The organism is Sinorhizobium sp. NFACC03 (genome assembly GCF_900103435.1).
GTDB lineage: Bacteria > Pseudomonadota > Alphaproteobacteria > Rhizobiales > Rhizobiaceae > Ensifer.
In genome coordinates, this window is sequence record NZ_FMXF01000067.1 from 1 (window position 1) to 13,342 (window position 13,342).

The 13,342-nt window shown below is 62.3% G+C and carries 16 protein-coding genes and 1 pseudogene; 11 read left to right on the forward strand and 6 right to left on the reverse strand.

From position 1 onward, the window contains the following. Positions 1–312, forward strand: a 312-nt coding sequence (locus BLU35_RS34435) for a LexA family protein (RefSeq protein ID WP_502688211.1), incomplete at its 5' end; no start/stop codon positions are given. Here BLU35_RS34435 and BLU35_RS34440 read toward each other — a convergent pair. Next, the gene (locus BLU35_RS34440; protein ID WP_093236477.1) at positions 309–1,757 is read right to left on the reverse strand and encodes an NCS1 family nucleobase:cation symporter-1; all 1,449 of its coding nucleotides are present in this window, start codon (positions 1,755–1,757) and stop codon (positions 309–311) included. The two genes, BLU35_RS34435 and BLU35_RS34440, sit on opposite strands and share 4 nt — an antisense overlap. Before the next feature lie 249 nt (positions 1,758–2,006). Here BLU35_RS34440 and vapB point away from each other — a divergent pair, with 249 nt between their 5' ends. Both vapB and vapC read left to right on the forward strand, forming a co-directional pair. Continuing rightward, on the forward strand, positions 2,007–2,240 hold the full coding sequence (gene vapB / locus BLU35_RS34445; protein ID WP_057251703.1) for a type II toxin-antitoxin system VapB family antitoxin: 234 nt from the start codon (positions 2,007–2,009) through the stop codon (positions 2,238–2,240). Next, complete coding sequence (vapC, locus tag BLU35_RS34450) at positions 2,240–2,647, forward strand: type II toxin-antitoxin system tRNA(fMet)-specific endonuclease VapC (RefSeq protein ID WP_057251702.1); 408 nt, start codon at positions 2,240–2,242, stop codon at positions 2,645–2,647. The genes vapB and vapC overlap by 1 nt, the downstream gene beginning before the upstream one ends. 29 nt (positions 2,648–2,676) lie before the next feature. Here the strand turns inward: vapC and BLU35_RS34455 are convergent, their stop codons facing one another. Further along, positions 2,677–3,564, reverse strand: a complete 888-nt coding sequence (locus BLU35_RS34455; protein WP_093236478.1) for a helix-turn-helix domain-containing protein — start codon at positions 3,562–3,564, stop codon at positions 2,677–2,679. 112 nt (positions 3,565–3,676) lie between these two features. Between BLU35_RS34455 and pobA the strand changes: the two genes are divergently transcribed. Next, complete coding sequence (pobA, locus tag BLU35_RS34460; RefSeq protein ID WP_093236479.1) at positions 3,677–4,849, forward strand: 4-hydroxybenzoate 3-monooxygenase; 1,173 nt, start codon at positions 3,677–3,679, stop codon at positions 4,847–4,849. A gap of 15 nt (positions 4,850–4,864) precedes the next feature. Here pobA and BLU35_RS34465 read toward each other — a convergent pair whose 3' ends face one another. Beyond that, entirely contained in the window at positions 4,865–5,386 is a 522-nt protein-coding gene (locus BLU35_RS34465; RefSeq protein ID WP_093236480.1) for a GNAT family N-acetyltransferase, read from the reverse strand. A gap of 79 nt (positions 5,387–5,465) precedes the next feature. Continuing rightward, positions 5,466–6,392 carry a pca operon transcription factor PcaQ gene (gene pcaQ, locus BLU35_RS34470; protein WP_093236488.1) on the reverse strand — a complete coding sequence of 309 codons (927 nt, stop codon included), beginning with the start codon at positions 6,390–6,392 and terminating at the stop codon, positions 5,466–5,468. 93 nt (positions 6,393–6,485) lie between these two features. Between pcaQ and pcaD the strand changes: the two genes are divergently transcribed. The 5 genes from pcaD (at position 6,486) to BLU35_RS34495 (ending at position 10,216) form a co-directional block, all read left to right on the forward strand. Further along, a complete protein-coding gene (gene pcaD, locus BLU35_RS34475; RefSeq protein ID WP_093236481.1) occupies positions 6,486–7,298 on the forward strand; it encodes a 3-oxoadipate enol-lactonase in 813 nt (270 codons plus the stop codon). After that, on the forward strand, positions 7,291–7,695 hold the full coding sequence (pcaC, locus tag BLU35_RS34480) for a 4-carboxymuconolactone decarboxylase (protein ID WP_058328133.1): 405 nt from the start codon (positions 7,291–7,293) through the stop codon (positions 7,693–7,695). Before pcaD ends, pcaC begins: the two co-directional genes overlap by 8 nt. A gap of 12 nt (positions 7,696–7,707) precedes the next feature. After that, complete coding sequence (gene pcaH, locus BLU35_RS34485; RefSeq protein ID WP_093236482.1) at positions 7,708–8,457, forward strand: protocatechuate 3,4-dioxygenase subunit beta; 750 nt, start codon at positions 7,708–7,710, stop codon at positions 8,455–8,457. Beyond that, positions 8,457–9,071, forward strand: a complete 615-nt coding sequence (gene pcaG, locus BLU35_RS34490; RefSeq protein ID WP_093236483.1) for a protocatechuate 3,4-dioxygenase subunit alpha — start codon at positions 8,457–8,459, stop codon at positions 9,069–9,071. The genes pcaH and pcaG overlap by 1 nt, the downstream gene beginning before the upstream one ends. An 89-nt stretch (positions 9,072–9,160) precedes the next feature. After that, positions 9,161–10,216, forward strand: a complete 1,056-nt coding sequence (locus tag BLU35_RS34495) for a 3-carboxy-cis,cis-muconate cycloisomerase (RefSeq protein ID WP_093236484.1) — start codon at positions 9,161–9,163, stop codon at positions 10,214–10,216. Between the two features lie 4 nt (positions 10,217–10,220). Here the strand turns inward: BLU35_RS34495 and BLU35_RS34500 are convergent, their stop codons facing one another. Beyond that, positions 10,221–10,958, reverse strand: a complete 738-nt coding sequence (locus BLU35_RS34500) for a FadR/GntR family transcriptional regulator (RefSeq protein WP_093236489.1) — start codon at positions 10,956–10,958, stop codon at positions 10,221–10,223. Positions 10,959–11,044: 86 nt separating this feature from the next. After that, positions 11,045–11,839, reverse strand: a complete 795-nt coding sequence (locus BLU35_RS34505; protein ID WP_093236485.1) for an NAD-dependent epimerase/dehydratase family protein — start codon at positions 11,837–11,839, stop codon at positions 11,045–11,047. Between the two features lie 298 nt (positions 11,840–12,137). On the opposite strand from BLU35_RS34505, the gene kdgD reads away from it, so the two are divergent. Beyond that, positions 12,138–13,049, forward strand: a complete 912-nt coding sequence (gene kdgD, locus BLU35_RS34510; protein ID WP_093236486.1) for a 5-dehydro-4-deoxyglucarate dehydratase — start codon at positions 12,138–12,140, stop codon at positions 13,047–13,049. An 18-nt stretch (positions 13,050–13,067) separates the two neighbouring features. After that, positions 13,068–13,342: pseudogene (locus BLU35_RS34515) on the forward strand (mandelate racemase/muconate lactonizing enzyme family protein); the annotation flags it as partial.

Consider the following 13,342-nt stretch of genomic DNA (forward strand, 5'->3'; position numbering starts at 1 on the left):
CGAAAAATGAATCAATTACTTGACGGGAAGACGCCAGCAGCACCCGGCTTCACCGAGAAGCAGGGCCAGTACCTCGCCTTCATCTGGGCCTATAGCCAAATCAACGAACGGGCGCCGGCCGAACGCGACCTGCAACGCTATTTCGGAGTCACCCCACCCTCCGTCCACCAGATGGTGCGCACCCTCGAGCACGCCGGCTTGATCCAAAGGCAGCCCGGTGTCGCCCGCAGTATCAAACTGCTCGTCGACCACAACAGCCTACCCACGCTGCAACCCAACCAACACGTCAAATCCTCTGTGCAGAGGTACTAGGAGGCAAAGGCCGGTTTGCGTGCGCCGATCCTTAAGACGTAGTAGATTGCCCCACCGATCGCGACGCCGAAAAACCAGCCGTAGGTCCCCCACCAGGCCGGCAGGATGTTCGTGAACGTCGGCAGGATCGACGAAAACAGCGCCCCGATCGCAAAGGCGATGAAGGCGCTGCCATGCCATCCGCCCTGGAAGCGGAATTCGCCATTCTCGTGGTAAAGCGCCTCGACGTCGAGCTGGCCTCTGCGGATGAGATAATAATCAACCATCATCACCCCGAAGATCGGCCCCATCGTCGAGCCGATAAAGTTGACGAAATGTGCCGCACCCGTTTCCCACGGCGCGAAGGGATAAAGGATGAGGGCAATCAGGGCGGCGATGTAGCCGCCGCGTTTGAAGTTGATCTGCCGCGGGAAGACATTGGCGAAGTCAAAGGCCGGGGACACGAAGTTTGCCACGACGTTGATGCCGAGGGTCGCGACCGCAAAGGTGAGCGCTGCGAGCAGAGCCAGGAACCAGCTGTCGAACTTCGCCGAAATCTGGTCCGGATGCAGCAGCACTTCGCCATAGACGGCAAAGGCCGCCGTCGTCGTCACGCCGGCGACCAGGCAGAAGGCGAGCAGGTTGATCGGCAGGCCCCAGAGATTGCCCTTGCGCAGCGTCTTTACATCCGTCGCGTAGCGCGAGAAGTCGCAGAAGTTCAGGTAGAGCGCGGCGAAATAGGTGATCCAGGTGGCAGCGACCGCCGCGAGTGCCGGGAAGGTGCCTGGTTCCCAGGGAACGCCCGCGTCCTTGGTCTTCTCGATGAGGACGTCGCGCGGGATTTCCGAGCCGAAGGAGAAGGTTCCCGATTTGACGACGAGATAGACGGCGAGGATCAGCATCATGACCCAGACCGCAGGGCCTGCCCAGTCCTGGAATTTGCGAACGGTCTCCATGCCGCGCTGGATGATCAGCAGCTGCAGCGACCAGACGACGACATAGCAGATGACCTCAAGCGTCGAATGGCCGAGCATGTGGCTGTTCTGGTGGAAGGCCAGCATGCCTTCGTTGCGGATGAGAAGGGCGACGATTGCGCCGGACGCGGCGGCCGTCTGCGCGCCGTACCAGAAGCAGGCGACGACCGCGCGTACGAGTGCCGGGACGTTGGCGCCGAACGTGCCGAAGGAGGCGCGCGCGAGTACGGGGAAGGGCACGCCGGTGCGCACGCCCGCATTGCCGACGAGGCTCATCAGGAAGAAGATCACCAGCGATCCGATGCCAATCGCGATAACGAAGTTCACGAAGCTGCCGCAGAGCAGAAACAGGCTCGCGGCAAGATAATAGCCCCACAGGCTATGCACGTCGGATGTCCACACATTGAAGATGCTGAAAGCGCCCCACCGGCGTTCCTCGGCCGGTGCCAGATCCTCGTTATACAACGAGGGCGACGGATCGCGTACTGCCATGTCTTCCTCCGTATATCCTCCGGGTCCCCCTCGGACCCGAGTATTGATTCTGCTCCTGTTTTGAGTCGTTGCAAAAATCTTTTTGACCGTGGGAAGGCGAGCGGGCCTATGGCGACCAGCGGTGGGCCACGCGGCTCCTGCCAACGTCGATGAAGATGCTATCGCTGCGAGTGATTTTGTATATCCCGTTGACATATCCCGCAACCGATACCATCTTGGATATACGTAAAGTATATCCCGGAGATAGAGATGTCGGAGCAAGGCGCTGTTTTCCTCAGCAATCGTAGTCAGGCGATCCGGCTGCCGAAGGCCGTCGCACTTCCAGAGGATGTCAAACGCGTCGATATCGTCGCGGTGGGGCGAACGCGGATCATTGCGCCCGCAGGCGAAGCCTGGGACAGTTGGTTCGATGGCGAGTCCGTAACGACCGATTTCATGACAGAGAGAGAGCAGCCGGCGCCACAGGAGCGCGAGGCTCTCTGATGCTGAAATATATGCTCGACACCAATATCTGCATTTTTACGGTGAAGAACCGGCCACAGCAGGTTCGCGAGGCGTTCAACAGGCACCACGGCCAACTATGCATCAGCTCGATCAGTCTCATGGAGTTGATCTATGGCGCGGAAAGATCCGCCATGCCCGAGCGCAACCTTTCCGTCATAGAAGGCTTTTCCGCGCGTCTTGAGGTTCTCAACTACGATCAGGCAGCAGCGACCCATACAGGCCAGTTGCGCGCCGAACTCGCGCGCAGTGGGACGCCGATAGGCCCTTACGATCAATTGATTGCCGGTCACGCGCGATCGCAGGGCCTGATACTGGTGACAAACAACAGGCGGGAATTCGATCGTGTGCCCGGTCTCCGGGTCGAGGATTGGACGACCGCTCCTTAATCCCAGCGTCTATTGCGTCGGCGGAGCTTCTATGCGCCGAGCCTTTCCCGCTCAGCCATGCGCCAGGCGCGCGGTGTCATGCCCGTCTGGCGCAGGAAGAAGCGGGAGAAGTAGGCGGGATCGGCAAAGCCGAGGCGGAAGCTGATTTCCTGCACGCTGGCCCTGGTGAAAACGAGTTCGCGCCTCGCTTCGCCGATGAGCTTTCGCGAGATCATCTCGTGGGCGCTGAGCCCCATGATGATACGCGTTATCCGGTTCAGATGCGTCAGCGACAGGCCGAGTTCGCGGGCATAGGCGGCGGCCGGCCGATGCGAGCGGTGGTGCTGCTGCAAAAGAGCCTGGAAGCGCTGGACCCGCTGTTCGTTTTCGCTATCGGCTGTATCGTCTCGGCTGTCGCTTGCCTCGTCGAGACGTGCCGCCAGCGTCAGCACGGAGGTAAGGTAGGCATCCAACAGGTCGGTGCGATTGCTGCGGTTGGTTTCCCATTCCCTGGCCAGACGCGTGAGGGTTGCTGCGACATAGGCCGCATCCTCGCGGCCATCGAGCCGGGTCAGATGCGGGGTCGCAAGAAAGGAGCCGAGACGACTGCGTTCCCCGGGAGTTGTCTTCAGATGCGACGCCAGGATGGTGAAGACGAAGCCGTCGATGTCGCGCGAGAAGCGGAAGCCGTGGCTGAGGGCTGGCGGAACGGTGATAACCATAGGCGGCTCGATCGTGTGCACCGCGTTGCCAAAGACCGCGTCGCCGGAGCCGCCGGCAATGTACAAGATCTGAAAGAAGCTTTCGTGGCGGTGCAGCCCGATCTCCCAGTGGTAGAGGCTGCTTCGTGACGGAATAGTCTCGCAATGCAGCCAGAAATCCGGCCGTTCGCCGGTCCGTTCGCCGTAAAGCTCATAGGTCGGAACCGTCTTCTTCATATCACGTTCCCTGAAGTCATGTTCGATTTGTGCAATTTCATGGCGGATTTGTCCATTGAGAGCGAAGCCCGCTCGGCGCAGAGTTTGTCAAAAGACAATTCTGGAGGAGAGCATGCGCACCAAGGTCGTCATCATCGGGTCAGGCCCATCAGGGCTCTTGCTTGGGCAATTGCTGACGGAAGCCGGCATCGACAACGTCATCCTCGACCGCGTCGGCAAGGATTACATCCTTGGGCGCGTGCGCGCCGGCGTGCTTGAGGAAGGCACGGTCGGATTGATGGATCGCGCCAGGGCCGGCGCGCGGATGCACAAGGAGGGGCTGCCGCATGACGGTTTCTCGCTTGCCTTCGACGGCCGCGACCACCGCATCGATCTGTTGCATCTGACCGGCGGCAAGCGCGTCATGGTCTATGGCCAGACGGAACTGACGCGCGATCTGATGGAGCATCGCGAGCACTCCGGGGCGACGACGATCTATGAAGCTGCCAATGTCGAACCGCATGATTTCGACAGCCATCAACCCTACGTCACCTTTGAGAAGGATGGTGCGACCCGGCGTATCGATTGCGACTTCATCGCCGGCTGCGACGGCTTTCACGGTGTCAGCCGCAAGTCAGTTCCCGAAAAGGCCCTGCACACCTTCGAAAAGGTCTATCCTTTCGGCTGGCTCGGCATCCTCGCCGACGTGCCGCCGGTCGATCACGAACTCATCTACGCCAACCATCCGCGTGGTTTCGCACTGTGCTCGATGCGCTCTCAGACGCGCAGCCGCTACTACATTCAATGCTCGCTGAACGAAAAGATCGAGGACTGGTCCGACGAGCGCTTCTGGGACGAGTTGCGCCGGCGGCTGCCGCAGCATCATGCCGAGGCGATGGTGACCGGACCGTCCTTCGAGAAGTCGATCGCGCCGCTCCGATCCTTCGTCGCCGAGCCGATGCGCTTCGGTCGCTTGTTCCTGGTCGGCGATGCCGCCCACATCGTGCCGCCAACCGGGGCGAAAGGGCTGAATCTTGCCGCCAGCGACGTGCACTATCTTTTCGAAGGGATGCTTGAACACTATCAGGACCGCTCGAATGCGGGGATCGATGCCTATTCGGCACGGGCGCTCGCGCGTGTCTGGAAGGCGGTGCGTTTCTCCTGGTGGATGACGACGATGCTGCATCGTTTCCCAGATACCAGCGATTTCGACCAGCGCATCCAGGAGGCCGAACTCGACTACCTGACCCATTCGGTCGCCGCCGAGACGGCGCTGGCGGAGAACTATGTCGGGCTGCCGTTCTGACGCTTCGCCGCGCGGTCAGTTCCATTCATTCCGGAGCAGGCCGTAGATCGCCGTGTCCCATCTGACGTCACCGACCTTGGCCGACGAGCGGCGCACACCTTCCTCGCGAAAGCCGAGGCTGCGGTAGGTGCGGATCGCCGCCTCGTTGAAGGTGTAGACGTTCAGCTCCAGCCGCTCGAAGGCGGGATCGGCGAAGAAGCGCTCGGTCACCTCACGGAGAAACGGCCGGGCGAGGCCGCGGCCGCGCATGCGCGGATTGATGGCAACCCGGCTGAGGCGGCCGACGCCGTTCTGCCAATCGAGCGCCACCTGCGCATGACCGGCCAGCTTGCCGTCGACCAGGCCGGCGAACATGGAGCGTCCGGGCTCGACAGCCGTTGTCTCTGCGAGCATCGCGTCGAGCTGCGCGGCCTCCAGTGGAAACGAGAGACCGGGGCCGCCCCATTGCACCAGCGCTTCGAGGTTCGAAAACCAGTCGAGCATTTCGGGAATGTGCTTTTGGGAAAAGGCTTCAACGAGGAGGGGAGCGGTCAGCATCGGATCACCAGTCTGTCGGAACTCGCAATCTCGGTCGCTGGCCAGGGCTTGTAAAGCCGCGAATTCCCGGCATGCGCCCTCAGAGTTTGGTGGCGACGCTGGTCGCTGCCTCGCGAATGGTCTGCATCAGGATCGAGAGAGCCAGTGACGGTGCCGCGTCGGCGCGCATGGTAAGGCCGACGGGGCCCCTCGTCTCGCTGGTGTCGATCGGTAGGATCGCGATCGTTCCGTCGTCGACGTCGCTGGCGACGACGCCGGCGGAGATGATCCAGATCGCGTCGCTCGCCCGGACGAAGGCACGGCCGAAGGCATCGGACACGGTTTCGATCTGGTTCGGCAGGCTGGCGATGCCGTTGGTGATCAGGAAACGCTCGACGAAGGGGCGGATGATCGAGGCGCGCGTCGGCATCAGTACAGGGAAATCTGCGAGCCGCGCAAACGTGGAATGCGAGCCCGCAAGCAGCGGATGGCCGGCCCGGACGGCAAAGACAACCTGTTCGGAATAGAGGTGCTCGAAGGAGAAGCCAGCCATCTTCTCCGGTGCCGCAAGCCGCCCGACGACCAGATCGAGATCGCCGACGCGCAGCTGTTCGAGGAGAACTGCGTTTTCGCCGGTGACGATCTTGATGCGCGCGCCGGTATCCTCCTTGAGGAAAAGCGTCATGGCGTGCGGCATGATCCGGGTCGAAACTGTCGGCAGCGCTCCGACCCTGACCGGTACACCGTCGCCGGCGCGTTCCTGCGACACGGAATCGAGCCCTTGCCGCAGCGCCGTCAGCGCTGCGCCAGCGTGGCGCAGGAAGACCTCGCCGTAACGTGTTATCTTGATGCCGCGCCCGTCGCGCTCGAAAACCGCGACGCCAAGCACCTCTTCCAGCTCGCGGATCGTCTTGGTCACGGCCGGCTGGCTGACATGCAGCAGCTCCGCCGCCTTCATCACGCTCTTCTGCCGGGAGACCTCGACAAAAGTCTGCAGATGGCGAAACTTAACCCGGGCGTCGACCATGGAATTCATAACCCTCAAGTTAATGAAATGCCATGAAATATCATTTTACCTAACCAGATTAAATATCCAATTTGGTGATGGAGGAGAGAGCCCGTGCAGTTTGCCCGCATCAACGACATCACGATCCACTATCAGGTGATCGGCGCGACCGGCGACCGGCCGGTGCTGGTTTTTGCCAATTCGCTCGGCACGGATTTTCGCATCTGGCGCGACGTCGTCGTCCGGCTCGCCGGCGACTATGCCATCGTCCTGTATGACAAGCGCGGCCATGGCCTTTCCGATATCGGGCCGATCCCTTACGCGATCGAGGATCACGCCAACGACCTGGCCGGTCTGCTCGACATGCTCTCCGTCAAGCAGGTGATCGTCTGCGGCCTATCGGTCGGTGGGTTGATCGCGCAGTCGCTCTATCAGCGGCGGCCCGATCTCGTGCGTGCGCTGGTTCTTTGCGACACGGCGCACAAGATCGGCACCACCGAGATGTGGGCGGCACGTATCGCGGCCATCGAGGAACATGGCATTGAGGGGATCGCCGACGGCGTGCTTGAGCGCTGGTTCACGCCGGCCTTCCGCCGGCCGGAAAACACCGCCTATGCCGGCTATCGCAACATGCTGGTGCGCCAGCCGGTAACCGGCTACGTCGCCACCTGCGCCGCCATCCGCGATGCCGACTATACCGAGGCGGCTGCCCGCATCGCGGTGCCGACACTCTGCGTCGTCGGCGACCAGGACGGTTCGACGCCGCCCGATGTGGTGCTTGCGACCGCTCGTCTCATTCCCGGCGCGCGCTACGAAGTCATCCGCGACGCCGGCCACATTCCTTGCGTCGAAAACCCGGAGGCTTTGACCGCGGTGCTTCGCGCCTTCTTCGAAATCGCAATGCATGGAGACAAGCCGCATGAGTGATGCCTTCACGCCCTCGGACCGTTATCGCCAGGGCATGGCCACGCGCCGGGCCGTTCTGGGCGACAATCATGTGGACCGGACCCAGTCGGCTTCCACCGATTTCGATCGCCCGTTTCAGGAGCTGATCACTGAGGCCGCTTGGGGCCACGTCTGGTCGCGGCCGACCTGGACGAAGCGGGAGCGTTCGATTGTGACAATCGCGCTGCTCGCAGCCCTCGGCCAGGACGACGAGGTGGCCATGCATGTGCGCGCGACCGTCAACACGGGCGCCAGCCGCGACGATATCTGCGAGGCGCTGCTGCATGTGGCGATCTATGCCGGGGTGCCGGCGGCCAATCACGCGATCAAGATCGCCAAGCAGGTCTTTGCCGAGATCGATGCCGGCAAGGCGGCCTGACGGGGGAAGATGATGACCGACAGAACGAACGGAAAGCCGGAGACGGGCGCTTTTTTCCCCCGCGACCGGCAATGGCATGCGCCGGCGCTGACGCCGGGCTACAAGACTTCGGTGCTGCGCTCACCACAGAAGGCGTTGTTGTCGCTCGACGGCACGATTTCGGAAATCACCGGCCCTGTCTTCGGCCATTCTGTCATCGGCGAGCTCGACAACGACCTGATCCACAATTTCGCGCGGGCAGGCGAAAGCGCCATTGGCGAGCGCATCATCGTGCATGGGCGGGTGCTCGACGAGCGCGGCCGCGCCGTGCCGGGCGCGCTGCTCGAATTCTGGCAGGCCAATGCCGGCGGCCGCTACCGCCATAAGAGGGAAAGCTACCTCGCGCCGCTCGACCCGAATTTCGGCGGTTGCGGCCGCACGATCACTGACGACGAGGGGTTCTATGCTTTCCGCACGATCAAGCCCGGCCCCTATCCCTGGCCGAACGGCGTCAACGACTGGCGGCCAGCCCACATCCATTTCTCGGTCTTCGGCCACGGATTTGCACAGCGCCTGATCACCCAGATGTATTTCGAGGGTGATCCGATGATCTGGAAGTGTCCGATCGTCAACACGATCCCGGATCGCCAGGCGATCGAGCAACTGATCGCGCCGCTCGACTGGGCAAACACGATCCCATTTGATGCGCGCGCCTACAAATTCGACATCGTACTGCGCGGTCGCCGCTCGACCCTGTTCGAGAACCGGCTGGAGGGCAACTGATGGTGCAGCAGCTGAACTACCTCAAGGAAACGCCGTCGCAGACGGCCGGCCCTTACGTGCACATCGGACTGACGCCAAACTTCTGCGGAATCGGCGGCGTTTACCAAGCCGACCTCGGATCGCGCATGGTGAATGAGCAGGCGAAAGGGCAGCGCATTACCATTACTGGCCGCGTGATCGACGGCGCCGGCGCGCCGCTCAGGGACGCGCTCGTCGAGATCTGGCAGGCAGATGCTGCCGGCCTCTACAATTCGCCGACCGAAATTCGTGGCTCCGCCGACCCGAACTTCTCCGGTTGGGGGCGTTGTGCGACCGGTGCCGAGGATGGTGTCTTCACGTTCGAAACGGTGAAGCCCGGGATCGTACCTTACAGCAGTGACCGGAAGATGGCGCCGCATATCAGCTTTTGGATCGTCGCGCGTGGCATCAATGTCGGCCTGCAGACGCGCATGTACTTTCCGGACGAGGCGGAAGCCAACGACGCCGATCCGCTGCTTGCGCGGATTGAACATCGTCATCGCGTCGCGACGCTTGTCGCGACGGGAGCGGCGCCTAATTATGTTTTTGACATTCACCTGCAGGGTGAGAAGGAAACGGTCTTCCTCGACATCTGAACAGGAATGTCACGCCTGGACATGCGGCGGTGATTAATACCCCCATGCAGCAGGTGGCATTTCGTTCGGCAAGCAGAAACGGGGAACCCATGACCTATTCCGCCTTCGACCATCCTTATCTCTCCGGGCTTCTGGGTGATGAGGCGGTTGCCGCCGAGTTTTCGGCCTCCGCCGACATCCATGCGATGCTCGCATTCGAGGCGGCGCTTGCGCGGGCGGAAGCCGTGCACGGCATCATCCCAGCGAGCGCTGCGGATCGGATCACCGAGGCCTGTCGCGCCTTTTCGCCCGATGTCATCGCACTGAAGCGCGTTATGGCGGTGGATGGCGTGGTCGTGCCGGAACTCGTCCGGCAATTGCGCGCCGCCGTCGGTGGCGAGGCGGCGGAATACGTGCATTTCGGCGCCACCAGCCAGGATGTGATCGACACCAGCCTGATGTTGCGGATGAAGGCGGTCGCCGAGCTTTTCGCCGTGCGCCTCGGCAATGTCGTCTCGGTGCTCGAAGAATGCGACAGCGAATGGGGGGATCGCGCGCTGATGGGGCGTACCCGCATGCAGGCGGCAATCCCGATCACCGTCTCCGACCGGTTGCGCAGCTGGATCGAGCCGCTGCTCGATCATATCGATCGGCTGGAGGCGATGGACCGTGATCTGTTCGCCGTGCAGTTCGGCGGCGCCGCGGGCACGCTCGATAAACTTGACGATCGAGCCGACGAAGTGCGCGCCACGCTCGCCGAAGAGCTCGGCCTTGCCGATTTTCCGCAATGGCACAGCCAGCGCTCGGAGGTTGCGGATTTTGCCAGCGCGCTGTCGTTGGTGACCGGCAGCCTCGGCAAATTCGGTCAGGATGTCGCGCTGATGGCGCAGCAAGGCGATGAGATCGAGCTTGCCGGCGGCGGTGGTTCCTCGGCGATGGCGCACAAGCAGAACCCCGTAGCGGCGGAGGTTCTGGTGTCCTTGGCGCGGTTCAACGCGACCCAGCTCTCCGGCATGCACCATGCGCTGATACACGAGCAGGAGCGGTCTGGTGCCGCCTGGACGCTCGAATGGCTGATCATGCCGCAGATGGCCGGTGCGACGGCGGCCGCACTTCGCCTGGCGGCTGAGCTTGCAAGCAACATACGCCGGCTTGGCCGTGCCTGAGCGCCTAGCGGGCCGCGCGCAACATCGAGCGATAGCGCACCTGGCTGTTCTTGAGATGCTGGCGCATGGCGCTGCGTGCCTGTTCCTCGTCGCCATCCTGGATCGCGATGAGAATGGCCTCGTGTTCCGAGATTAATCGCGACAGTTCCGCCGCCGCCAGCACGGTTTCCTCGCCGCTTTCGGAAACCGCGCGGCGGGGAATGAGCGCGGTGCCCAGCATCTGAAGGAACTCGCTGAACCGCGGATTGTTGGTCGCCTGGGCGATCGCCAGGTGGAAATTGAAGTCGGCTTCCGCCGTGGGGCGACCCTCGGCAGCACTCGCACAGAAGCTGTCGAAGGCTTCGATGATCTTTTCTTCCTGTGCCGGCGAGCGGCGCAGGGCGGCAAGGGCAGCGGCATCACCTTCGACGGCGGTCCTGAGTTCCAGCATTTCGATCAGCGAAGAGACGCGCGCGAGATCGACACCATGGAAAGGCAGCGGAGCCACTGGCGTGGGTTCCAGCACGAAAACGCCGATACCGTGTCTCGCTTCGACCAGCCCGCCGGAGCGTAGCGCCGCGATCGCTTCGCGCACGACCGTGCGGCTCACGCCGAACTCCTGGGTAAGCTGCGCCTCCGATGGCAGGCGATCGCCCGGCTTATAGTGTCCGCCGGCGATCTGTCCGCCAAGTGCGTCGGTCACCCGGGCCACCAGCGTCTTGCCTTGTGGTGTTGTGTTGTCGGGGGCGGTGACGTTGCTCATGGGCATGGCCGTTTCTGGGACTTGGTGTGAGTTTCTGGATACGCCATTGCCGATCAAGGGCGCAATCCATTGGCAAGGCGTAGCGCCTACTTCTCAAAGATCGGATCATCGACGAAGGCGCCGCCCTGATACCGCACGAGCGAATCGCCCGGGTCCGGCTTCGGGCTGCTTGCGGCAATCTTATCGCGGAAGACTTCGGCATTGTCCTTCGGTCGCCAGCCGAGCCATCCAATGTGCGAATTGTCCCACCAGCCGGCGTCGTTGGCAGACGCGCCCCAGACGACCGGGCAGCCGAGAACCGGGACGCGGAATACGGCTTCGATCAGGGATGCGAAGTCGTCATGCGAAAGCCAGGTGGACAGCATGCGGTAGTTGATGGGCTCCGGCAGGCACGAGCCTATGCGCACCAGCGCCGTCTCCTGGTCGAACTTCTCGAAGTACATGCGGGCAAGTGCTTCGCCAAAGCACTTCGACACACCGTAGAGCCCGTCTGGCCGGTAGGGGGCATCCGGGCCGAGCCGCTCGTTTTGCGGATAGTAGCCGATCGTGTGGTTGGTGCTGGCGAACAGGATGCGCGGCTTGTCGTTGGCGCGCGCAGCTTCGTAGAGGTTGTAGAGGCCGAGAATGTTGCCGTCGAGGATTTCTGAAAAGGGTCGTTCGACGGATATGCCTCCGAGATGCAGGATTGCATCGCAGCCGGCAACAAGGTCATGGACAGCGCGGGCATCGGCGAGGTCGCACTGAATGCATTCTTCGTTCTCGCCGGGTGGGTCGAGCGGCGAACGGTCGGAAAGTCGGACCACCTTTGCCATCGGGGCGAGCTTTTTGCGCATGACGCGGCCCAATTGGCCCGCTGCGCCGGTGATCAGAAGTCGTTCCATCGCCCATCTCCTTCATGTCGGCGGGTAGGGTCCCGTCGATCATCAGTCAGTCACATCATACAATATCGGCTAACATATAATACATGTTCTCTGCAACTTGAATGGAGAGCGTGGCGCGTTTGAATACCCAGCTCGCTGGGGTTTTGTGCTGCGTGGCAGATGAAACAAGATTCGGCGTCGAAGGCGTGGGGTTATTGAATTTCGAAGGTCGTATGATAACTCATATTATGACATATTGACATGTGTGTGATCACTTGCTTAGTAGGGCGCGTCGAGTATTAGGGAGGACCCGCGCGAAATGACCCCAGAACAGATCAAGGCCGCGCTTGGATCGGGCCTCCTTTCCTTCCCGGTCACGCACTTCGACAAGGACGGTCGCTTTGCGCCGGAAAGCTACAAGGCACATGTCGAGTGGCTGGCCGGCTACAAGGCGCCGGTGTTGTTTGCGGCAGGCGGAACCGGCGAGTTCTTCTCGCTGAAACCCGATGAAATCCCCGGCATCGTTGCCGCCGCCAAGGAGGTTGCTGGCGAAACGGCGATCGTATCCGGCTGCGGCTATGGCACGGAGATGGCGGTCGATATCGCCCGCTCGGTCGAGCGGGTTGGTGCCGACGGCATCCTGCTCCTGCCGCACTACCTGATCGATGCGCCACAGGAAGGGCTTTACGCCCATGTGAAGAAGATCTGCCAGTCGGTTGGCATCGGTGTCATGGTCTATAACCGCGATAACTCCGTGCTGCAGCCCGACACGCTCGCCCGGCTCTGTGACGAATGCCCGAACCTGATCGGTTTCAAGGATGGCACCGGTGATATCGGCCTCGTGCGCCAGGTCACCGCCAAGATGGGCGACCGTCTGATGTATCTCGGCGGCATGCCGACCGCCGAGCTTTTCGCCGAGGCCTATCTCGGTGCTGGCTTCACCACCTATTCCTCCGCCGTCTTCAACTTCGTTCCGGGTCTTGCCAACGAGTTCTATGCGGCGCTGCGCAGCGGCGACCGCGCCACCTGCGAGCGCATCCTCAACGATTTCTTCTATCCGTTCATGGCCATCCGCAACCGCGCCAAGGGCTATGCCGTTTCGGCGGTCAAGGCGGGCGTGCGCCTGCAGGGCTTCGATGCCGGCCCGGTGCGCAGCCCGCTCACGGACCTGACGGGGGCCGAAGTCGAGATGCTCGACGCGCTCATCGGCAGTCACAAGCGCAAAGCGTGACGGGCAGGGAGGAGTGGCATGAAGATCGTTGCCGTCCGCACGCATCTCCTCGAGCATCGGCTGGCGGTGCCGTTCGAAAGTGCGTCGATGCGCTTTGATCGGCGCGCCCATGTGCTAGTCGAGATCGAATGCGACGACGGGACCGTCGGCTGGGGCGAATGCCTTGGGCCGGCGAGACCCAATGCGGCCGTGGTCGCGGCCTATTCCCCCTGGCTGATCGGCCAGGACCCGCGCCAGACCGAAAAACTCTGGGCGATTCTCTACAATGCGCTGCGTGATCAGGGGCAGCGCGG